The 20974-nt window shown below is 59.6% G+C and carries 23 protein-coding genes; 8 read left to right on the top strand and 15 right to left on the bottom strand.

Annotated features, from left to right (window positions below; genetic code table 11):
- Positions 1 to 226 precede the first annotated feature (226 nt).
- Complete coding sequence (locus ACT7DV_RS07870; protein WP_444661677.1) at positions 227 to 445, top strand: hypothetical protein; 219 nt, start codon at positions 227 to 229, stop codon at positions 443 to 445.
- Between the two features lie 86 nt (positions 446 to 531).
- Here the strand turns inward: ACT7DV_RS07870 and ACT7DV_RS07865 are convergent, their stop codons facing one another.
- From ACT7DV_RS07865 to ACT7DV_RS07835, 7 genes are all read right to left on the bottom strand, one after another.
- Entirely contained in the window at positions 532 to 1605 is a 1074-nt protein-coding gene (locus ACT7DV_RS07865) for an alkene reductase (RefSeq protein WP_444661676.1), read from the bottom strand.
- Positions 1606 to 1774: 169 nt separating this feature from the next.
- Positions 1775 to 2413, bottom strand: a complete 639-nt coding sequence (locus ACT7DV_RS07860) for a hypothetical protein (RefSeq protein ID WP_444661675.1) — start codon at positions 2411 to 2413, stop codon at positions 1775 to 1777.
- A gap of 525 nt (positions 2414 to 2938) precedes the next feature.
- Positions 2939 to 3691 carry an SDR family NAD(P)-dependent oxidoreductase gene (locus ACT7DV_RS07855; RefSeq protein ID WP_444661674.1) on the bottom strand — a complete coding sequence of 251 codons (753 nt, stop codon included), beginning with the start codon at positions 3689 to 3691 and terminating at the stop codon, positions 2939 to 2941.
- 122 nt (positions 3692 to 3813) lie between these two features.
- Positions 3814 to 5193 (bottom strand): ABC transporter ATP-binding protein, encoded by a 1380-nt coding sequence (locus ACT7DV_RS07850; protein ID WP_444661673.1) that lies wholly within the window; start codon positions 5191 to 5193, stop codon positions 3814 to 3816.
- Between the two features lie 2 nt (positions 5194 to 5195).
- On the bottom strand, positions 5196 to 5954 hold the full coding sequence (locus ACT7DV_RS07845) for an energy-coupling factor transporter transmembrane component T family protein (RefSeq protein WP_444661672.1): 759 nt from the start codon (positions 5952 to 5954) through the stop codon (positions 5196 to 5198).
- Positions 5955 to 5963: 9 nt separating this feature from the next.
- A complete protein-coding gene (locus ACT7DV_RS07840) occupies positions 5964 to 6770 on the bottom strand; it encodes an ECF transporter S component (RefSeq protein ID WP_444661671.1) in 807 nt (268 codons plus the stop codon).
- A gap of 119 nt (positions 6771 to 6889) precedes the next feature.
- On the bottom strand, positions 6890 to 7939 hold the full coding sequence (locus tag ACT7DV_RS07835; RefSeq protein ID WP_444664801.1) for a nucleoside hydrolase: 1050 nt from the start codon (positions 7937 to 7939) through the stop codon (positions 6890 to 6892).
- 186 nt (positions 7940 to 8125) lie between these two features.
- Here ACT7DV_RS07835 and ACT7DV_RS07830 point away from each other — a divergent pair, with 186 nt between their 5' ends.
- The 3 genes from ACT7DV_RS07830 to ACT7DV_RS07820 all read left to right on the top strand — a co-directional run bounded on the left by ACT7DV_RS07830 (position 8126) and on the right by ACT7DV_RS07820 (position 10668).
- Complete coding sequence (locus ACT7DV_RS07830) at positions 8126 to 8311, top strand: hypothetical protein (protein WP_444661670.1); 186 nt, start codon at positions 8126 to 8128, stop codon at positions 8309 to 8311.
- Positions 8312 to 8478: 167 nt separating this feature from the next.
- Positions 8479 to 9423: an HNH endonuclease gene (locus tag ACT7DV_RS07825; protein WP_444661669.1), complete on the top strand. Its 945-nt coding sequence runs from the start codon at positions 8479 to 8481 to the stop codon at positions 9421 to 9423.
- A 462-nt stretch (positions 9424 to 9885) separates the two neighbouring features.
- Positions 9886 to 10668 carry an SDR family oxidoreductase gene (locus ACT7DV_RS07820; RefSeq protein WP_444661668.1) on the top strand — a complete coding sequence of 261 codons (783 nt, stop codon included), beginning with the start codon at positions 9886 to 9888 and terminating at the stop codon, positions 10666 to 10668.
- A gap of 85 nt (positions 10669 to 10753) precedes the next feature.
- On the opposite strand, the gene ACT7DV_RS07815 is transcribed toward ACT7DV_RS07820, so the two are convergent.
- The 6 genes from ACT7DV_RS07815 to ACT7DV_RS07790 form a co-directional block, all read right to left on the bottom strand.
- Positions 10754 to 11356 (bottom strand): TetR/AcrR family transcriptional regulator C-terminal ligand-binding domain-containing protein, encoded by a 603-nt coding sequence (locus ACT7DV_RS07815; RefSeq protein WP_444661667.1) that lies wholly within the window; start codon positions 11354 to 11356, stop codon positions 10754 to 10756.
- An 11-nt stretch (positions 11357 to 11367) separates the two neighbouring features.
- On the bottom strand, positions 11368 to 12132 hold the full coding sequence (locus ACT7DV_RS07810) for a tyrosine-protein phosphatase (RefSeq protein WP_444661666.1): 765 nt from the start codon (positions 12130 to 12132) through the stop codon (positions 11368 to 11370).
- The gene (gene phnE, locus ACT7DV_RS07805; RefSeq protein WP_444661665.1) at positions 12129 to 12965 is read right to left on the bottom strand and encodes a phosphonate ABC transporter, permease protein PhnE; all 837 of its coding nucleotides are present in this window, start codon (positions 12963 to 12965) and stop codon (positions 12129 to 12131) included. The genes ACT7DV_RS07810 and phnE overlap by 4 nt, the downstream gene beginning before the upstream one ends.
- Positions 12955 to 13791 (bottom strand): phosphonate ABC transporter ATP-binding protein, encoded by an 837-nt coding sequence (locus ACT7DV_RS07800; RefSeq protein ID WP_444661664.1) that lies wholly within the window; start codon positions 13789 to 13791, stop codon positions 12955 to 12957. The genes phnE and ACT7DV_RS07800 overlap by 11 nt, the downstream gene beginning before the upstream one ends.
- Positions 13788 to 14675: a phosphate/phosphite/phosphonate ABC transporter substrate-binding protein gene (gene phnD / locus ACT7DV_RS07795; RefSeq protein WP_444661663.1), complete on the bottom strand. Its 888-nt coding sequence runs from the start codon at positions 14673 to 14675 to the stop codon at positions 13788 to 13790. Before phnD ends, ACT7DV_RS07800 begins: the two co-directional genes overlap by 4 nt.
- Positions 14676 to 14828: 153 nt before the next feature.
- Positions 14829 to 15548, bottom strand: a complete 720-nt coding sequence (locus ACT7DV_RS07790) for an ankyrin repeat domain-containing protein (RefSeq protein WP_444661662.1) — start codon at positions 15546 to 15548, stop codon at positions 14829 to 14831.
- A 210-nt stretch (positions 15549 to 15758) separates the two neighbouring features.
- On the opposite strand from ACT7DV_RS07790, the gene ACT7DV_RS07785 reads away from it, so the two are divergent.
- From ACT7DV_RS07785 to ACT7DV_RS07775, 3 genes are all read left to right on the top strand, one after another.
- Complete coding sequence (locus ACT7DV_RS07785; protein WP_444661661.1) at positions 15759 to 16901, top strand: histidine kinase; 1143 nt, start codon at positions 15759 to 15761, stop codon at positions 16899 to 16901.
- Complete coding sequence (locus tag ACT7DV_RS07780; RefSeq protein ID WP_444661660.1) at positions 16898 to 17524, top strand: response regulator; 627 nt, start codon at positions 16898 to 16900, stop codon at positions 17522 to 17524. The genes ACT7DV_RS07785 and ACT7DV_RS07780 overlap by 4 nt, the downstream gene beginning before the upstream one ends.
- Before the next feature lie 150 nt (positions 17525 to 17674).
- Positions 17675 to 18223 (top strand): DUF4822 domain-containing protein, encoded by a 549-nt coding sequence (locus tag ACT7DV_RS07775; RefSeq protein WP_444661659.1) that lies wholly within the window; start codon positions 17675 to 17677, stop codon positions 18221 to 18223.
- Positions 18224 to 18403: 180 nt separating this feature from the next.
- On the opposite strand, the gene ACT7DV_RS07770 is transcribed toward ACT7DV_RS07775, so the two are convergent.
- Complete coding sequence (locus ACT7DV_RS07770; RefSeq protein ID WP_444661658.1) at positions 18404 to 18619, bottom strand: hypothetical protein; 216 nt, start codon at positions 18617 to 18619, stop codon at positions 18404 to 18406.
- A gap of 193 nt (positions 18620 to 18812) precedes the next feature.
- Here ACT7DV_RS07770 and ACT7DV_RS07765 point away from each other — a divergent pair, with 193 nt between their 5' ends.
- Positions 18813 to 19427: a DUF4822 domain-containing protein gene (locus ACT7DV_RS07765; RefSeq protein ID WP_444661657.1), complete on the top strand. Its 615-nt coding sequence runs from the start codon at positions 18813 to 18815 to the stop codon at positions 19425 to 19427.
- Positions 19428 to 19646: 219 nt separating this feature from the next.
- Here ACT7DV_RS07765 and ACT7DV_RS07760 read toward each other — a convergent pair whose 3' ends face one another.
- Positions 19647 to 20969, bottom strand: a complete 1323-nt coding sequence (locus tag ACT7DV_RS07760) for an MFS transporter (RefSeq protein ID WP_444661656.1) — start codon at positions 20967 to 20969, stop codon at positions 19647 to 19649.
- Between the last annotated feature and the right edge of the window lie 5 nt (positions 20970 to 20974).

The raw sequence follows: 20974 nt of genomic DNA, 5'->3' as shown, positions 1-20974 counted from the left end.
GCTAGAGCCATGTTCGATGTTAGAGCCCCCGACTGATTTTTCACGCCTCACGGGCTACCGAATTAAAAGTGATAGCAGCAAAATTCGTTACTATCACTTTCTGAGAAAGTGATAGTAAGAAATTTCGTACTATCACTTTGGAGGAACCCGTGGCCGATTCCCCTAGTGGCTATGGAATCGAGAAGCGGATCGAAGCGGATCTCGAGTTCCACCGCACCTTTTGCCGGTGTCCGAGAATGACACCTCGCTGCATGCCTGGGAACAGTTTGAGGGCTCTATCCGCATGTCCATCATGTTCGGCGGCTACGAACGCGGGATTCGCAATATGGATGTCGCACGGCATTTCAAGCTGGTGGACACCATCGAAGCTGGCGACAGCGCCGCGGTCAGCGCAGAAATCTCCGAGCATATGCGCATTGCCGCCGAGGCCCCGATGGGCTCGTAGGACTACCGCAAAATACTGCAAAGGCCAGCGGCCCCGCCCAATGCACATTGGACGAGGCCGCTGGCATCGCTATTCAGCTGGCGCTATTAGTTCTCCCAGAACGGGTAGTCAATGTAGCCCTTCGGGCCTTCGGTGTAGAAGGTGGCGAAGTCTGGTTCGTTCAGCGGCAGCTGTTCCTTCCAGCGGCGCACCAGATCCGGGTTGGCAATCGCGGGACGCCCAACAACTACGGCGTCTCCCCAGCCTTCGCCGGCCACGCGCGCGGCTTCTTCGTAGGTGGTGATTTCTGCGAAGCCGGTGTTCAGCAGCACCGGTCCACCGAAGGTCTTGCGCAGCGACTGGACCAGCTCACCGCTTGGTTCATGGTGCAGAATGCTCAAGTTGGCCAGACCCAGTGGGGCGATGCCTTCCAGCAGCGCGGTGTAGGTAGCCAAGACATCCGCGCGGTCGTTTTCCACGGCGCCCTGGACATTGTGCTCCGGCGAAATGCGCAGTGCGGTCTTGCCGGCGCCGATGGCGTTGGCCACCGCAGTGGCTACCTCGATGACAAAGCGCGCACGGTTTTCAGGGGAACCACCGTAATTGTCGGTGCGGGTGTTGGCCGATGGTGCCAAGAATTCATGCAGCAGGTAGCCGTTGGCGCCGTGCAATTCCACGCCGTCAAAGCCTGCGGCGATGGCGTTGTGCGAAGCGGCCACGAACTCTTCAATGATTCTTGGAAGTTCTTCGGAACCCAGGACATGGGGAACCGGGTAGTCATGCTTTCCGGTGTAGGTGCGGGACTGGCCGTCCACTGCGATGGCGCTTGGCGCCTCCACGTACTCAGCCCCGGTGGTCTCCGGGTGGGTGACGCGTCCTGCGTGCATGACCTGGGCGACGATGAGGCCGCCTTCGGCGTGCACAGCGTCGGTGACCTTCTTCCAGCCGGCAACCTGCTCTTCGGTGACCAGACCCGGCTGGCGGACGAAGCCCTGGCCGGCAAAGCTCGGGTAGGTTCCTTCGCTGACAATCAGGCCGAGGGATGCGCGCTGGCGGTAGTACTCGACAACGTCAGCGTTGGGCACGCCGTCCTTGCCTGAACGGGAACGGGTCAGTGGCGCCATGACCAGGCGGTTGGACAGCTTGAGGTCGCCAAGTTCTAGTGGGGAAAACAGATCCATGGGGTTGAACTCCTGAATTGGAAATTGTAGTTGCATTGCGTAACTACCGTCGCAAACAACTTATTCCACTGCAGCGGAGAATATGAGCTTACTCATGTTTAGATACAGCCTTCTACTCCGGGCAGGGCCAAGTCGCCTCGGAACGAATCTTTACTACCATTCCGAAATACTATTTCCGGCGCGGGTCTCCCACGGAAGGAATGTGCTTTTGCTGAAGTACTTTGCCGCGCACCCGAGCCCACTTCCGATCTTGATACTTATTCAGTTTCTTCCGCCTACGAGCACGGATTCTTTGATATCGCTTGGCTCGGCGAACTTCAGGCGTCTCCACAATGACCGGGATACTCGCGAGCACCTTATAGAACTCACGCTCGTCTTCGTAACGCTCAATGACTGCCATCACAAAGCCGACGACGACGATATACGACACCACAATTAATGAAGCACCTATTAGTCCCACCACGCTATATGGTTTGTCATCAGCCCAGAAGAATTCCAGGACCTTTACAACGATAAGCAGAAGCATCATGGCAGAAATAGTGACCATTAGGGCTGAACGTCCGGACCTGGCCAAAACGCTCCTTCTCTGCAGAGAGAGCATCGAGATGCGCAAACTTTCCGTCTCCATGGCCTGCCCTGTTACCTTGAAAATATATGAAGCGGGGTCCATCGATGCTTGAATCTTGCGCAGATTTTCCAGTCGGGCGACCATTCTTTGTTCGCGTCCACGTCCTGCCCAACTTGCGATAAGGGAGGACAGGCCCGCGCTCCCCAGGAGTGCACTTAGTATGGGTGCTAATAATTCCATCTAAATAACTCTAGTATAAGGAAATATAGGGCAGGAAAATCATTACTGATCCCCAGTAAATATGAATTATCGTTACGCCTGACGTCTATAGCAAAATTGACTGACTGCCATCACAAGACTGAGAACCTGTGACAGATAACGAGATTGAGCATGCATTGTGCGCCTGAAAGGCAAAAAATAAAATCACCAAGGGCTTCTCCCGGTGATCAATGCGCATTTCAACACTTGCGGATCACAGTGCAACGGTATTCAACGAGCACCTATTCGCACTACCGGTCCCATGCCTTCAAGAAGGCTTGGGACCGGCAAACAAGCACACCCATACAAATCAGCCGCAGACCAACCGCGGGATGGATAAGTTCGAAAGAACCTTATTCCAGGAGTGAGCGTTTGCTGCGGCGTGCCATTCAGACGGCGAGCGGTTCGCCAGCAGAAACTGATTCATTACAACCATCGCGAAAACTGTAGCTCACTAAAGAGCTATAGCACGGTAGCCTTCATAATCATCAGCCATGGGCAATAGAACTAGATTGCGGTGTAGCCGCCATCGACCAGGTGGTAGCTGCCGGTGATGAAGGACGCGGCATCGCTGGCCAGGAAGGCCACCAGCGCAGCGACTTCTTCCGGCTGGCCCAGGCGGTCGATGGGGTGCTTGGATACCAGGGCGTCATAGGCGTCTTTCGGCATCTGCTTCAGCAGCGGGGTCTCGATGAATCCGGGAGCCACGCTGTTCACCCGCACCCCTGAGGTGGCATATTCCACGGCGGCGGTCTTGCTCAATCCAACTACCGCGTGCTTGGTGGAGACATAGGCGGAACTGCCGGCAAAGCCGACCGATCCGAGGATGGAGGCCATGTTCACGATGGAACCGCCGCCGTTCTCGATCATCGCATTGGCCTGGGCGCGGGTTCCGCGGAAGACGGCGTTCAGGTTCACGGAGATGACCTTGTCCCAATCCTCATCAGTGAGCTCGCCGACCTTGGCGGCACGGCCTCCGATGCCTGCGTTGTTGACACCGATCTTCAACGGTGCCATGGCGTTGGCAGCCTTGATGGTTTCATCGATGATGGCTGAATCGCTGGCGTCCCCGGCAACGGCTACTGCTTCGCCGCCGGCGGCCTTGATGGTGTCCACGGTCGCGGCAGCGGCCTCGGCATTGAGGTCCTGGACGACGACTTTGGTTCCGTTGGCTGCCAGGAGAATGGCAATAGCCTCTCCGATTCCTGATCCTGCGCCGGTCACTACTGCCGAACGATCTGCCACATCATACTGAGCCATGATGCACTCGCTTTCTGTTTCTGGATGGTCACGGGATCTCCGTCGGCCTCATGTCTTCGACGCTACTCCTAAGCATCAAGAATGTCGATGACGCGTCAATCAAACCCCTGTCTGCTTCGTCACTATTGATTCATGTGGTGCACCCGGTGGGCAACGCTGTCCATGAATTTCCCATCATGGGTGGAAAGAATGACGGCTCCCCCGCGGGCCAGCACAGCGGCAATAATTTCTTTGAGCTTGGCCTCTCCGAGCTCATCCAACCCTTCGGTCGGCTCATCCAGCAGCAGGATCTTGGGCTCGCGGACCAGCACCGTGGCCAATGCGGTGAGCCTGCGCGCCGAGGCGGGCAATTCGTAGGGGTGGGTGTGGGCGTAGGACTCCAGTCCCAGTTGCGCCAGGACTTCAGGAATACGTTGATGCAGGGAGCTCTTCTTGGGAATCCCGAAAGATACTTCTCGAAGGACCGTGCGTTCAAAGAGCTGATCTGAGGAATTCTGCAGCAAGAGGCCGGTCGACCCAGCGACACTCATGGTTCCAGCAACAGGCTGCAGCAAGCCGGCGATGGCCTTGAGCACCGTGGTCTTTCCCGAGCCATTGGCTCCAGCCAGGCCAAGGCATTCGCCGGAGCGGATCTGAAGGTCCAAGTCCTGGACTGCAGGACCTGAGGCTCCCGGATAGGAAAGGCGAACCGATTCCATGCTCAGCATCAAGGGCGCGCCTTCGGCGAGGTGCTGGCGCTGGGGTTCGGTTCTTATCTGATGCTCAGCTGCGTCGGGAATGCGTTGCAAGGTCCCTTGATCCAGGAGCCAGAGCGCGTCCGCTTCCTGCGCCCAAAAATGGTGTGTTCCGGCGAGAATCACCAGGGCTGTTCCCTGCGCTCGCAGCAGGCTGATCAGCTCGGAAACCAATGCGGTGGCCTGCTGGTCCAGTCCCGCCAACGGCTCATCGAGGACCAGGACTTCGGGTTCGCTGATGGCAAGGGCGGCTAGTGCGACAAGACGCTCCTGTCCACCGGAAAGCTGATCCGGGTGGCGCTGAAGCAGATGATCCAGCCGGAGCCGTTGGGCCAGCGCGGTGACTTTCTGATGCATCTGTTCACGTGGCATCCCTGCATTCTCCAGCGAGAATGCCAGCTCTTCGGCAACGGTTCCACGGATCCCCGATAGGTAGTGTCCCGCCTCCTGCGGCAGAAGTCCTACATGCTGGGACCACCGGGCGATGTCGATTCGCGGGGACGAAGAATCGGAGAACTCGACCAGCGAGCCATCCACGCTCAGGGTACCGGCAAGCTGGTCCATCGAGTGGCGCGGAAGCAGGCCGGCGAGAATCGCACCGAGTGTCGATTTCCCGGATCCCGAGTGCCCGGAAATGACGGTCAAGGAACCGGGCTGGACCTCCAAGTGGATGTCTCGCAGAACAGGCTCTGGCGCATCAAGGTAGGAGAAGGTGTGCAAATCCAGGCCCAGCACCGCAGTGCCCTGAGGCATAAGTTTCCGGTCCATGGCTAATTGCCTCCCAACGCTGCAAGAAGCAGGATCAGGATGGGACCAAGTACCGCGCAGATGGCCGCCGTCCATCGAATGACTCGCTGTACCGGCGAGTCCGGAACGGTACGCAGCCGGGTTTGGGCCCCGCTGGCCGGGAATCCGCGAGCCGAGAGATGAACTGCGCGGTCTTGGGCGTCTTGCATCGAGGCCAAGACGAGAGGGGCAGCGCGGAGCCGCACACGCTGGAACCAGCCAGCCAGTCCGTTGCCTGTTCCCGTTCCGCGCAAGGCTTGAGCTTCCCCGATCCGTCGTTGCTTCTCGGCCATTTGCGGCAACAAGAACAATGATGCCGCCAGCAGGTATCCCAATTGGGACGGAACCGGTGACAAGTCAATGGCAGCCACCAGCTGATGCCTATCAATCAGCAGTCCGCAGAGCAGGCCCACCACCACGAGCACTGCTGTACGCAGGCCCAGCGACAACGCCACTTCCAGACCGTGGATGGTCACGCGTAGCGGACCCCACTGCGCAATGGCAGGAGACTGGTCCCGGGAGATCAGTCCATGAATCAACAGCAAAGAAAGGAACGTTGGCAGCAGCATGGCACCACTGAGAATTGCCAACTTTTTCAGGTGCCCCGACCATCCCGCGATGAGCAGGCACAGTGCCATGACGGCGCAGCTCAACCACCATAGGCTGGCAGCAGTTGTCATGGTGATAACTGCTGCCGCAATAGCCAGAATGGTGAATGGGTGAAGTTTGATGGTGCGGGGCATGGTTGTCGCTTACTTGCTGACGCGCTTTCCCAAGACCCGGTAGCGGCGGACAAAGGCGAAGCTGCCGCTCAAGCGCATTGGCAACGCGTACACCAGAAGGGCTGCGACCAGGAAGACCACGGCCTTATCCCCTGGATCCGAAATCAGTGCCTGCTTGGTGACAGCAGAAAGCAGCGAGTCACCCATGGAGCTAAAGGCGGCAACCAATGCGCCGGTGCCCACGCCCGAGGTACCACCGTAAACGAAGGTCGCTACTGGCGAGGAAACCACGCCAACGAGAACACCAGCAACCAGGCCAGCAACTGGCGCCAGGTAGATGCGACGCAGTGCACCGAAACGTGCAGCGGTTCCCGCAAGGAAACCAACAAGTGCGGCGCCGGCTGCGAACGGCAGAACGGTGGGTGCGAACAGGGACCAAACCAAGGTGCTCAGTACACCGGTGGCAGCACCGGCACGGCGTCCTGCCAAGAAGCCCACAATGACCGTACCGATGGAGTCGATGTACAGAGGAATCATGACCGAACCGACAAACTGTCCAAGGATGATGTTCAACGCCAGTGCTACCGGAATCAAGGTCAAGGTGGAGACAGGAAGATCAGGCAATACGGCCAGCAACAGAAGAACGGCAGCTGCAAGGTAGGCGGCGAAGGTACCGAGGGCAACGCCCTGTCCCAGTCCCTCGACGATTCCCATGGGCTGGGTGATGATCAAGGTCAGGTACGTTGCCACGAGGATAACGGTTCCTGCGATAGCCAAGAGCCGGCGGCGCAGGGTTTGCGACGAAGAATCGTCGGGCAAAAGAAGATTTGATGACATGGTGAGGCGGTCCTCGGGTACGAGTATGGCTGCGCACCGAATTTCCGTTTGGTGCGCGCGAGCTGCGGGTCTATGTCACCTCGACCCGATAGACGATTCTAGCCCACCCATCGTGGCGCTCAAGAATCCTTGGATAGCCTCCGGGCTAAGGCCCCTAGGCGTTTTACCAGTTCCTCAAAGCCTGCATTTGGGTCATTGATAGTGACCACGTGGGCATTCGCCGGTTTGCCCCACAGGCCACGGAAGTCGGCAACGGTGGTCCCGAACAGCAATTGTGATTCGGTCTCGACATCGATGGTCGCTGGACGGGTTTCATATTTAAGAGTTCCGGCAGCAACACCAGCGGCGAAGTAGTCGTGGACGTGGGCAATATAGCCTTGGTCGTAGTGCCGGTGGAATTCGAAGTAGAACCGCAAAGCATCGGAAAGGTAGCGCACCAGCGGGTTGGATGCTTTGCTGAGCGTGCCTTCTGCGTCGCTCGCTCGCACCAGTTCGGGCGCATCGCATCCCGCTTCTTCAGCCAATTTGGTCAGGAACTCCGGCTGCATTTCAAAGCGTTCCGTGGTGTCCAATGAGCACACGATGGGAAGCTTCTCGGAGGGCATTCCTTGTTCCGCTGCTTCTGTGTAGGCAGCAAATACTTCTTTTGCAGCATGCGGATCCACGTGGGTGTTCCACTCGGCCGTAGGCGTGGTGTTGCCTTGGTAGTAGAAAGCTCCGCCCATGATCACGACTTTACGAAGCAGCCAAGGAAGCTTTGGTTCGCGGCGCAGCGCCAAGGCGAAGTTGGTCAGCGGTGCCGTCAGAAGAACCGTCAGCTCACCGGGGTTCGCTCGGGCTGTTTCAATCCAACTGTCGACAGCGTCTTGGTTGGCGATAGCGCTAGGTCCTGGATCAGGGAGTATTGCGTAGCCAACGCCTTGAGGTCCATGGGTTTCCGGAGTTGTAACGAGCGGAATTTGGAGTGGCTCACGCGCTCCGACAAGCACTGGGACGTTCGGCTTTCCGCAGAACCTGAGTAGGGCCCGGTTATTAGCCGCAACTTGCTCAACATCCACATTGCCTGGGGTGCTGATGGCTGCCTCGATCTCCACATGATCGAGCGAACAGAGATAGGCCAAGGCCAAGGCATCGTCGATGCCGGTGTCGCAGTCGATCAATAGATACATCTGACTCATTTGATAGAAGTTAGTTACGGGGCGTTTAGCCCCATGACAGAGCGTGATCGTGTAACGGTTTCTACTCTCCTCCCACTAAACGAGGCACTAAAGACCAGCTCAGGGAGTATCCTACAGACTGAATCTGACGCTAGCCCCACCAACGATAGTAGTTACGGTTAATGGATAGGACCTGTTATGGGAGCTTGGGAGAAAGATGCCCTGGAGGTACTGATGATGACTGCGCCGGCGAACGATTCCTCCGACAAGGCGCAGGATCTGATCGCAGGATTTACTATGATTCCGACCATCCACTACTGCGCTTGTTCCAAGATGGTGCCACTTTATAATTCCCGCCAATTGGCGGTTGCAGGTGATGGGTAATAAATCGGGCTGGTGGCACCGTTGCCGACAGCTCGCCAAGACTCGCAAGGCAAAATGGCCTCATGAGCAACTATCATGGCTCGTTCCAAGCAGCACGCCGGATCACCCTTTTTGTCAGTTCAAACTGATAATCTTCAGTCATATTGTCTGATGAGGAGCTAGATCGAATGGTTCGTAAATGGTCGCATTTTGATGACTTACGTCTGCGCCAAGAAGCGATCGCATGGCTCAAGGTGCGAACGGACGATGGAAAATACTCTCTAACTCGCGAAGAAATCAATGATTTCTTTTTTGATGAGAAGCCCTTCAAGCTCATCGATCCCATGAAGGGCATTCGCAAACCACAAGTGCTCGATACGTCATTGAGCATCATGACTTCCTTCAGGAAGCCAGGCGAAGAACGTCCTTACGCCGATGAAGTTGGCGACGATGGCTTGCCCAGGTACATGTGGGAAGGCCAAGATCCCTACAAAAATACGAATTCAGGGCTAAGGCTTGCCCAGGAACGCAAACTCCCAATCATCTGGTTCATCGGCGTCGGCGGTTCGCCAATGCGGTTTCATGTTCTTTGCCCCGTAAATATCGTCGGCGAAGAACCCGAACACCAGCGATTCGTACTAGATGTCGCTTCAGAAAAAGGACTATCCCTCGCTGAGTTGGCTGCTCCTGAGGCACCGGATACCATCGTCAAGAAATATCTCGTCCGAGAAACCAAAGTGCGCTTGCATCAGCCGGTTTTCAGGGCATCAGTCATTCGCGCTTACAAAGTTCGGTGCGCTGTATGCAACCTTGGACATGAGCAGTTATTGGATGCCGCACATATCATTCCCGACTCACACGAACAGGGAATCCCGTCGGTCAGGAATGGCCTCGCCTTATGCAAGATTCACCATGCTGCCTTTGACACCTCGATTCTTGGAATCACGCCAGACTACACCGTCGAGATCCGGAAGGATCTCCTAGACGAAATCGACGGACCGATGCTGGAACATGGTTTGAAACAGCGACACAAGCAAAAGCTGATGATGCTGCCCAGCGCCTTTGTAGAACGTCCTGATCGTGAGCTTCTTGCCGTCACCTATCAAGAGTTCCTCGAGAAACAACCGGCGTAACCAACCTCGACCCCGGAGGCACGGAGCTCGTCGGTCAGGCATTCACTATTAGCCCGAAGTTATAGCTTCCGGGCCTGCTGAACAGGCTCCAGAAGTACCAGAAGGCCAAGCCCGCGTCAGTCACGATTGGACATGCGAAGCCTCAATTTACAATGCCCTTTCTTCTGCGATTTGATGCCCTCAGTCAGTTTCTTAAAATCAACTCGCCGTGCGATGCCCAAGGCGGTTTGAACCGGCGGGACCTCGATTTGTGAATCTGCCTGCGCTTCCAGGAGCTGCCTGCGTGGATCTGGCTCCTGCAGCGCTCGATCTCAATTCCTTTCTCCCCATCCATGTGAAGTTCACCCAATTTCAACCCGCATGAGCAACGCTGGAACTATCGAGGGAATAAAACCACATAAAGATGCGTTTGCATCTATATCAGACATTGAATCCGCTGATACCAAGGAAAGGAAATGAATCATGGAACGTTTTGAAGGCAAGGCAGTCATCATCACCGGCGCAGGCTCCGGCCTGGGACGCGCAGCTGCCATCCAGATTGCAAAGGAAAACGGCAAGCTGGCACTCGTTGACCTCAACGAGGCAGGCCTGAAGGACACCGAAACTGAAATCCGCGCCTTCGCTCCCGACGCCGAGATCATTCTTGTCACCGCAAACGTTGCCAATGAAGCCGAAGTGGAAAACTACGTCAAGGCCACTCTCGACGCGTTCGGACGCATCGATGGATTCTTCAACAACGCGGGCATCGAAGGAAAACAGAATCTCACCGAGGACTTCGGCTCCGAGGAATTCAACAAGGTCGTCTCGATCAACCTCAACGGCGTCTTCTTCGGCATGGAGCACGTGCTCAAGACCATGCGCGCTCAGGGGTCCGGCGCCATCGTCAACACCGCTTCAGTTGGCGGCATCCGCGGCGTCGGCAACCAATCCGGCTACGCCGCCTCCAAGCACGGTGTCGTGGGCCTGACCCGCAACTCGGCCATCGAATACGGCCAGTACGGCATCCAGATCAATGCCATTGCACCGGGAGCCATCATGACTCCGATGGTCGAGGGCTCCCTGAAGCAAATCGATCCCGAGAACTGGGAAGAAGTCGGCAAGGGATTCGTTGAACCCAACCCGATGAAGCGCTTTGGAAAGCCGGAAGAAGTCGGCCAGCTCGTTGCCTTCTTGCTCTCCGGTGATGCAGGATTCATCAATGCCGCGGTCATCCCTATCGACGGCGGACAGTCCTACAAATACTAGGATGCCCGCTGCCAGCTTGCCGGAATAGCTGACGGCGCCTGCGCCATCTATTCGATGGCACAGGCGCCTATTTATTGCCCCGGTACTACGCGACCATGCCCCGCCACACTGTTTCAAAAGCAGCTTCCAGCCTGGCACGGGTCTGCGGCAAGCGGAAGCTGTCGCCACGCACCACCAACTGGTAGTACGCGGAACCGGCCAAGGCATCGAAACAGGCCTCGACATCCAGATCCTGGCGCAAGATCCCCTGTTCCATCCCCGCGCGCAGGGCCTGCTCGATCGGCACCCGGCGCAGCTTCACATGCGATTGCCAATATGCCAGCTGAAGCTCCTTGTCGGCCATCACCAGGCGGATGCGCTGGCGGAAGCGGGATTCCGAATACATCTCCACGGTTTGCTCCGCCCCGTGGCCAAAGAGCGCCTCGAAGAGGTTCTGCCGCAGGTCCCCTTCCAGGGATATGGCCGGCGGCACCACGCGCCCGGTATTCAGCGCAGAGGCAATGAGCAAGGTCATCGATGGCCATCGCCGGTAAATGGCAGCACGGCTGACACCGCTGCGCTCCACCAGCTTGGATACCGTGATCTCCTGATCCGCATCGATCATCTCCAACGCGGCATCGAGCACCAGCTGTTCCAGATCTTCATCGCGTGGACGTCCTGGACGCCGCCGGACCTCCGGCTGGGTCATTGCTGCCAAGCCTAGGCCTCCGCAGCGCGCTGGCGCAGCCGCTGTACGGTGGCATCGCTTAGTCCCGCCTCGCGCAGCGGAGCCAGCGGATCACCGTGGCGCGCCCGCAGCTCTCGGAGCATCATCTCCATTGCCACATCCATCTCGCCGTTGAGCAGCTGCGAGGAATCGAACTGGGACACGTCCACGCCCATGGCCTGCCACATGGCTCCCATCACCGGCTGGTTGCGTTCCATGATGGCGCGCATATTCGGCCCGGTCAGCGCGTAGTCCGCCACGATATCCTCATCGCTGGCGCCCAAGGCCAGCAGCAGCATGGCAGCCAGCACGCCGGTGCGGTCTCGTCCCGCGGCGCAGTGGAAGGCCGTGGCCCCCGGAGCATGGGCAATGATGTTCAGCGCCGTGACCAGCGCGGCGGCAGAGTGCTCTACCATCTGCAGGTACATCTTTCCCATGGCCTCATGGGTGAACCCCTCGGCGCCCTTCGGCGTTGCGCGGGACACGTCGCTGATCAGCGGCAGGTTGTGATAGGCCACCGGGAATTCCGCCAGCGGTCCGCGCCCGGTCAGGGCCACTTCCGCCGGCGAGCGCAGGTCGATGACCGCGGCAAGCCCTTCGCCCACCCATTGCGCGGCCGCTTCCCGGGTCGCGTAGGCGATGTCATCGGTGCGGATGACCAGGTTCTTGCGCAGCGTGCCCCCTGCGATGCTGATTCCTCCGAGGTCCCGCAGGTTCACCGGGAGGCTGAGTTCAAGTTCCAGGATGGTGGTGCTCATGTGATTCTCCTTCGTATCAGGGCACTGCCCTGGTCAATAATCGTGACAAGCACGATGATGCAGATGATGATGGCCGACAGGTGGCCGTAGTCGTACATCCGCATGGCGGTGGTCAGCTCCAGGCCGATGCCTCCGGCACCGACCAGCCCCAGGATGGTTGCGCCGCGCACATTGCCCTCGAAGAGCAGCAGCGTATAGGAGACCAGCAGCGGGGCGGCCTGCGGCAGGATCCCGTACTGGATGATCTGCCGCTTGGAAGCGCCGACGGCTTGCATGGCGGTCACCGGCCCCTTGTCCACCGATTCCATGGCCTCGGCGAAGATCTTGCCGATGGAGCCCAGCGAGCCGAGGGTCATGGCCAGGATGCCGGCGAAGGGCCCCAGTCCCACGGCGGAGACGAACATCAAGGCGAAGACCAGGTCCGGCACGGCACGGATCACGTTCATGATCCAGCGCGAGGGGTAGTACAGCCACGGCGGGGCGATGGTGGAGGCCGCGCCGAAGGCGACCAGCAGCGAGAGCACAACGCCCAGCACGGTGCCGACGATGGCCATTTGCAGGGTCTCGAGCAGCAGTTCCAGGATGGTGGAGATCTTCGAGAAGTCCGGCGGGAAGAGCCGGGCGAGGAATTCGCCCATATTCAGGGTTCCCTGGCCGAGCTTGATGAAATCGAAGCCGACTCCGCCGGCGGACCACAACAGGATGAGCGCTGCGATGGGCAGGCCCAACAGGAAGCGTCCGCGCGGGAGGGAAAAGGCCCGCTCCAGGCGGATCCGCTCGGCGGCCGGCAGTTCTTGGCGTGCCGGGGAAGCGGTGGTGGTGTCAGTGGACATCGTTGCCATCCTCTTCGTAGATCCCCTTCAGCGACTGCTCGTCGAGCTCGCCGCTCTTGGCGGAAAACAGCATCTTGCCCTGCCGCAGCCCCACGATGCGGTCGCTGTGGGCCAGGGCCAGCGGAAGCACATGCAGGCTGACCAGCACCGGGATGCCGTCCTGCACTGCGATGTCCCGCAGCAGCTGCAGCACCGAGTCGGCCAGCTTCGGATCCAGCGAAGCCACCGGCTCATCGGCCAGGATCAACCGGGGACGTTGCATCAGCGCCCGGGCGATGGCCACGCGCTGCTGCTGCCCGCCGCTGAGCGATCGTGCCGGATCCTTGGCCTTGTGCGCAATGCCCACCCGGTCCAGCAATTCCATGGCGTATTTGCGGTGGGCGCTGGAGAAGCCGCCCACAAGGTTGATGGCCCCGGCCTGGTGCAGGGCACCGGTGAGGACATTGGAGAGCACGCTCAAGCGCGGGATCAGGTTGAACTGCTGGAAGACCTGCCCCACCTCGGACCGCAGCTGGCGCAGCTCGCCGCGCTGGAGATTGCGCAGGTCATGGCCGGCTACCCGGACCGTGCCGGCGGTCGCCGGGGCAAACCCTGTCAGGGTTTTCATCAGGGTGGATTTGCCGGAGCCCGAGGCTCCCAGCAAGGAGACCATCTCGCCCGGGAACAAGTCCAGGTCTACACCGTCCAGCACGGGCACCGGCTTCTTCGGGTCATAGCAGACTTCCAGACCGCGCACGGTGGCCAACGGCAGCGCCTGGCGCAGCTCGGCGGTGCTCATCAGCTGCGCCGGCTGGGCGGGGGCTGCCGCTTTGGCGGATGGACTCATTTCAGGTCCTCCAGTTCAACGCCTGCCACCTCGGCGATGTCGGCAAAGGAGGCATAGGCGCTGGGATCCGGGGCTACCTCCACCTCAAGTCCGATGAAGGACGAGTATCCGGCCAAAGCTTCCTTGTTCTTTTCGGAGAAGATCTTCGGCAGGGCTTCTTGCAGCGTGGCCCGGGTTTCCTCATCCAGGGATTGGCGGGCCAGCACGCTGCCCATGATCTCCATCGAGGGGCTCTGGCCGATGCCGCGCCATTCGCCCTCGGCGAAGGGGAACATCGGTGCTCCCATTTCGGTGAGCACGTTGGCGGTGCAGGCCGCGTCCACCTGTCCCTGCTCCAGGGCGGCGAAGCTTCCCTCGTGGCCGCCGGCGAAGATGGCTTCATAGTCCTTGCCCTGCTCCAGCCCGGCCTGGTGCAGCATGTAGACAGGCATGAAGTAGCCCGAGCTCGAGGCCTGGTCCGCGAAGGCGATGGTCTTGCCGCGGAAGTCCTCCAGCGTCTTGGCTGGCGAGCCGTCGAGCACCACGCAGGTGGAGACCGGCTCATCGGCGCCCTTCCAGGCCAGCAGGGAATCGACTTCACCGGTATTCAATGCCAGTGCCGAGGGGAACCCGCTCATGATCCCCATGTCGACATGGTCTGCGCGGATGGCTTCCACCACGCTGAGGTAGTCGGGAACGTCGGTGACCTCGACCTCGCGGCCGGTCTCGGCTTCGAGCAATTCCACGAGGGCTTCATTGGGATTCACTGCCGTGGGATCATCCGAGACGGGCAGGGTGGCGATCTTGATCGGCGCATCGGCCGCGGTGGCCGATGCTTGGCAGCCTGTGAGAGCCAAGGCGGCGAGGCCGAACAAGCCCACGGGGACGAGTGCAGGGTGGCGCATGAGGCGGACCTTTCCTAGCGTTGCGAGTGTCGAGTGCCCTCGAATTCGAGAACACCATTACTCAAACACCGGAAAGTGACCACTAATTACGAGACTGCCGTACTCGTTAGGAAACGTGGAATGAATGATTGGTAACGCGGCCGCCGGCCGGAACTACCCGTGCGATTCGATGACCTCCGCCAGCTCTTCGAAGCCGAGGCGCCTCGCATTCTCCAACGCGGTGCGGCCCTGCGGGTCCGTGATGTTCGGGTCCGCTCCGGCCTCCAGCAGCAGCCGGACAACTTCTTGCTGGTCCTCTCCCCCGTCATTGAGCAGCACCGCTTCCTGCATCGCGGTCCAGCCCGGATCATTGACGTGGTCCACCGGAACGCCGGCCTCGATGAGCTTCTTCACCGTTTCAACATGGCCGTGCTCGCTGGCCGGGATCAGCGCCGTCCCGCCATAGCGGTTCAGGCTCTTGACGTCCGCCCCATTCTCCAGCGTGAGCTCCAGGATCTCGTTGAACCCCTCGGCCCCGGCATAGAGGAAGGCCGAATCCTCAAGATCATCCTTGGCATTGACGTCCCCTCCCGCGGAAATCAGCTCCCGCACCAATTCCACGTCATTGTCCTTGGCCGCGCGGATCAGCCGCTGGTCCAGTTCTTCCTGTTCCTCGGCGGAGAGACTCGTTTCCGGTGCGGTGGTTTCTGGCGCTGCGGATCCGGCGCTGGACGGTGCCGGAGTAGCCACGGGTTCCGCTTCAGGCGCTGCCATGGAGCACCCGGCGAGAACAGCCAGGCCCGCAAGCGACAGTGCTCCAATGCCCAAGGCCCTTCTTCCAAGCCCCATTGTCTTGGTCTCCGCGGCAGTTGACGGATCCTGGTTCTTGCTCATGAACACTCCTTGCTGGGGATCTCCAGTAGTCCGGAGAATTTTCTTCCTCCCATCATCCGGCACCACCACTGTCATGGACATCGTCCGATAGGCGATGAAAACCATCCAGAAGGCGGAGCACAAAACCTGTCCCAGGTTCTACCATGGGGAAAGCATCAACATCACGACAAAGGTCTTGCCATTTCTACCGCTATTGCTCCCCCTAAATTCATGCTTGCGCCACGGGCCAACATCGACACCCTGGTGCACGTCGGCTTTGCCGTGCTCATGCTCACCGCGCTCATCCGCTACGTCCTGCGCCATGACCCGGTGGAGAATCTCTGGATCATGGTGCTCGCTGGCGTGGTCTGCGCGCTCTACCTGGTCACCGCATTCCTCGTTAACAGGAAGCACAGGCAGGCTCCCTGGGTCATCGTGCTGGTGGCGGCCGCTTCGGTCCTGGTGCTCCTTGCTCCGAGTTTCGCCTGGTGCTCCTTTGGCTTGTTTTTCCTGTGCCGCCGGACGCTGCACGGATTGGCCGGGTATCTGGCCGGCGGGGTGACCATCCTGGCCGCGGCGTTCAGCTGGTACATGTTCAGCGATGACAGGGACATCGTGATGCTTCTCGGGCCCATCGCCATCGGCGCGATGCTGACCCTGATCTTCGACAGGATGGAACAGGACGCGGCAGAGCAGCGCCGGCTGAACGAAGAGATCTCTAGTGCGCAGCTGCAGCTAGCGGCCAGCGAGCGCCGCGCCGGCATTATCACCGAGCGTGAACGCGTTGCCCGGGAAATCCATGACACCGTGACCCAGGGCCTGGCCAGCAGCCTGCTGCTGCTGGAAGCCGCCAACCGGAACTGGCCAACAACCTCCTCGCAGGATGAGGTCCGCCAGGCCAGCGAATTGCTCCGGCACAATCTCATGGAAACCCGGCGGCTGGTCCATGACCTGGCCTCGCCGGCCACGGACACCGGTCCGCTGCCCGAGGTGCTCCGCGAAGCCGCGTCCGCCTACGTCCCGAATCTCCAGCTGCATGTCGTTGGCACGGAGCGCCCGGTATCCGCCGAGGTCCGCCATGCCCTGCTGCGCGTGGTGCAAAGCGCCGCTGCCAACGTTAAGCTGCATTCCGGGGCGGATCAGGCCACCGTCACCATCGGCTTCCTCCAGGACACCGTCACCTTGGACATCCATGACAACGGCTGCGGCTTCACCCCGGAAAACATCGAGGCTCCGTCGGAATCCGGTGGCTATGGGCTGCGCGCCATGAGGCAACGCGTGGAACAATTAGGCGGGGAATTCTCGGTGGAAAGCACCCCTGGCACCGGGACCATCATTGCAGCGCAGATCCCCAGCGAGGAGAACTTCTCATGACAACAATTTCGGTGCTCCTGGTCGATGACCATCTGGTGGTCCGCAGCGGGCTAAAGGCGCTGCTGGACACCCAGCCGGATATCGAGGTGATCGCCGAAGCCGACTCCGGCGAGGCCGCCCTCAAGCAGCTTGAAACCCTCGCCCCGGATGTCATTGTCATGGATCTGGCCATGGGCGCGGGCATGGACGGCATCGACGCGATCAAGAAAATCCACCAGCGCAACGCCAAGCAGGCGGTGCTGGTGTTCACCACCTATGATTCGGATGCGGATATCGTGCGCGCAGTGGACGCCGGCGCCATGGGCTACCTGCTCAAGGATGCAGCCCCGGAGGAGATCTTCAGCGCCGTGCGCGGCGCCTCCAACGGCAAGAGCGTGATGAGCGCCCCGGTGGCCTCCAAGCTCTTCCGCCGGCTGCGCAACCCCGATGAGGCGCTGACTCCCCGCGAGGCGGAATTGCTCAGCCTGCTTGTCGAGGGGCTTGGCAACAAGGAGCTGAGCCAGCGGCTGTTCATCTCGGAAGCGACGGTCAAGACCCACCTGGCCCATATCTACGCCAAGCTGGGCGTTGAGACGCGGGTCGAGGCAATCACCACCGCCATCCGCCGGGAGGGAATGCGCTAGTGAGCAAGGCGTTGGCGAACTCATCCAGCAGGCCGCAAGGCCCAGCTTGATGGCCGATGTATTCCCTGATTCGAATCGACAAGATTGATTTATCACGATGCCCCACCAGGCATCCGTGCACAACATCTTTTACGAATCGAGGCAGGAAATATGAAGAAGCTCTCCAACATCCCCAAGCTGCTCATGTCGCTGGGCGGAGCATCCTTGGCCATCGGACTGCTGGCCGGGTGCACCGCCGGCACCGAGGCCGGGCAGGCCAACGCAGGCACCACCGCCGAAGCCTCGCAAAGCGTGTCAGCGTCCACCGAGACCATGACCCCGTCCGAGATCCTGTCCTCCACCGCCTGGGAAACCACCGGGGCCACCGATGCGAAGGGCGAGGCAGTCCAGCTCTCCGACAAGGATGTCAGCAACTTCGTGGGCAACGCCTACTTCCGCGCGGATGGCACTTTCGACATGTACAACCTGGATGACTCGTCCAAGATGCAGGGCGATTGGACCGTCACCGAAGATGGCAAGACCCGCAGCATCGTCGCCAAGGATGACGCTGGCAAGGTGTTGTTCACCCGCGATTCGGATATCGTCACGCTGACCGATGAAGAATTCACCTACCGCGTCTTCCCTGACCCGCAGAAGTCCGATGTCTACTTCGATATCATCCACACCCCGACGGATCACGCAGAGCCAACAGCCCCATAGCCAGATTGACCCCTGCCAGAAAGCCCGCCGACTCCGGATTCCTCCGGGGACGGCGGGTTTCTTCGGCTCGATAGCACCAGGTATCGCTTCACCTGCGATTGCCAGCAGGCGTGCTGCATCTGCCCATCCGGCGGCATTCTAGGCTGAGCCGAATGCAGCGGCTGGACCGCGGCCCGGATGCTAGTGCGTTTCTGGGTCTTTGGGCACAGATTCGTGCCAGGCCAGGTCTCCTTCTGGATCATGCACGTAGATTTCGCCGGATCCGAGTTCCCCGGCCTTGGCGACGGCTTCGTGGTAAGCCTCCGTCCGTGAGCCACACGTTGTCACATGCAGCCCATCCAAAGTGACGGTCCACAGCTCATCTTTGGCAAGGACGTGAAAATGGTTGGTGCTCATCTGGATCCCTTCATGAATTTGAAAGCAGTCTGTCCGCTTTAATATGCCATTCATCTTGTGCCGCAGCGGTGCCTCACAGGTGCTCTTCAGACGTGGGACGCAGCCTCGCCGGCCCACGCCCTCCTCCATCAGGCCAAGGAACATAGCCCAACGGGTGATGTGCGCCGATATGGCGATCCGTAATGTTGAAGCCATGAACATTTCACCAATTTCCCGCCGTATCGCCCTGTCCACCGTTGCCGCAGCAGTTGCCGCCGGCGCAGTATTCAGCGTGGCCCCGGCCAACGCAGCACCAGCACCAGCACAGGACGGCACCGTTTCCGCCAGCGCATCGGCTTGGCAGGGCCTGACTCCTTCGCAGACCCTGGCTTCAACCCCTTGGAAGACCACCAGCGCCGTAGACCAGGACGGCAACCGCGTAGCCCTGGACAACCCGGCGGTGTCCAGCTTCGTGGGCTGGGCCTACTTCAAGGCCGATGGCACCTACACCATGTACAACCTGGATGACAGCCCGAAGCTCAAGGGCGACTGGACCGTGAACGCCGAAGGCACCGAGCGCTGGATCAACGCCAAGAATGACGCTGGCGATGTGCTGTTCCAGCGCGTTGTCCCGATCACCGAGCTGACCAAGAACGTCTTCACCTACCGCGTATTCCCCAACGCTGCGGACACCAGCGTCTACTACGACATCGTGCACACCAAGACCAACCACGTTGAGCCGGGCACGGATGCCAAGGGTCCAGGCGCCAATGGCCAGGCCAGCCAGGGCCAGGGCGGCTACCACTTCAACAACGGCAACCAGCACTAGGCACTGGTTTCTGCATCCCTGCAAATAGCCAACTGAAAAAATATCGCCGTCCCTGCCAGCTTGCATCAGCTGGCAGGGACGGCGATAGCTATATCCAAAACCGTCCAACGTTGGACGATCCGGAAACCAATGCCCGATGGGCCTGTTAAACCCAGTGGGCAGGTCGGCCTTTCATGAAGGGTCCAGCACGTTCCCGCAGGCCCAGCTGGTTCTGATTGTTCAGCCCTCGACGCGCTGCACCTTTCCGACAAGGAAGACATAGGAAAGGATTCCGACGGCCGCAATGACCGTCATGTAGATGAAGGCCGGGCCGAAGTCGGTGGCCGAGACCAGCAGGCCGATCACGATCGGTGTGGCAATCGAGGAGAGGTTGCCGATGAAGTTGAACATCCCGCCGGTTAAGCCGATCAGCCGAGACGGCGCCAGCGCAGACACCAATGACCAGGTGATCGACGCCAGCCCATTGCCGAAGAACGCAATGGACATGAAGGTGATGACCAGGGCAGTGCTGTCCGTGAAGATTGCACCGATCATGCTCATCGAGAGCAGCAGCCCGGTGATGATCGGCAGCTTGCGGGAAGTGCCCAGGCTTACTCCACGCTTGAGCATGTAATCGGAGAGAACACCACTGATCAGTACGCCAGCCAGCGCCGCGACAAATGGCAGAGAGGTCAGGAATCCGGTCTTGATGTAGTCCATCTGGCGGTAGGTCACCAGGTAGGTCGGGAACCAAGTCAGGAAGAACCACAACGTGGAGGTCAGGCAGAACTGGCCAATATAGATGCCCCAGAGCTTGCGGCGTCCCAACACCAAGGCAAAGTCAGCCTTGCTCAGCTTCGGTGCAACCGTCTTGGTCTTGGCGCTGCCTAGATCAACTAGTCCGCCACCATCACGGATGTACTCAATTTCAGCGGCGTTGGCCTTTTTGGAATCCACGGGGTTTCGGTACATGAAGAACCAGATCAAACCCCAGATGACGCCAACGCCACCGGTCACTACGAAGACCCAGTGCCAGGTCATTGCGTGCTGCAGCCAGATCAAAGCTGGAGTCAACAGCGCAAGGCCAATGAACTGGCCCGAGGTGTAGAAGCCAATGGCCGTGGCACGTTCTCGTTCAGGGAACCAGGCAGTGACTACCTTGTTATTGATTGGGTACGCAGGGGCTTCAAAGCCACCAACAGCCAACCGCAAAACAATCAAGGCAATGAAGCTTCCGGCCATACCCATGAAGATCGTGGCCACCGACCACAGCACCAGGCAGATTGGATACAGCAGACGAGGCTGAACTCGGTCTACCAACCATCCGCCGGGTAGCTGCATCGCAGCGTAGGTCCAGCCAAAGGCAGAGAGCAACAGACCTTGCTGTGCCGTGTCCAGGCCGAATTCTTCGGAAATCAAGGGTGCTGCAACGGAAAGGTTTGAACGATCCATGTAGTTGATAACTACGGTGAGGAACAACATGAACGCCACGACGTAGCGCATCTTTGTGGCTTTGCCAGTGCTCTTGAGTGTTGCAGCTGACGACACTGTCGACTGAGACATACGAT

The sequence above is a fragment of the Glutamicibacter sp. TV12E genome, from assembly GCF_052441935.1.
Classification (GTDB): Bacteria; Actinomycetota; Actinomycetes; order Actinomycetales; family Micrococcaceae; genus Glutamicibacter.
The sequence above is the reverse complement of the archived record's forward strand: the minus strand, read 5'-3'. Positions and strand labels throughout refer to the sequence as shown.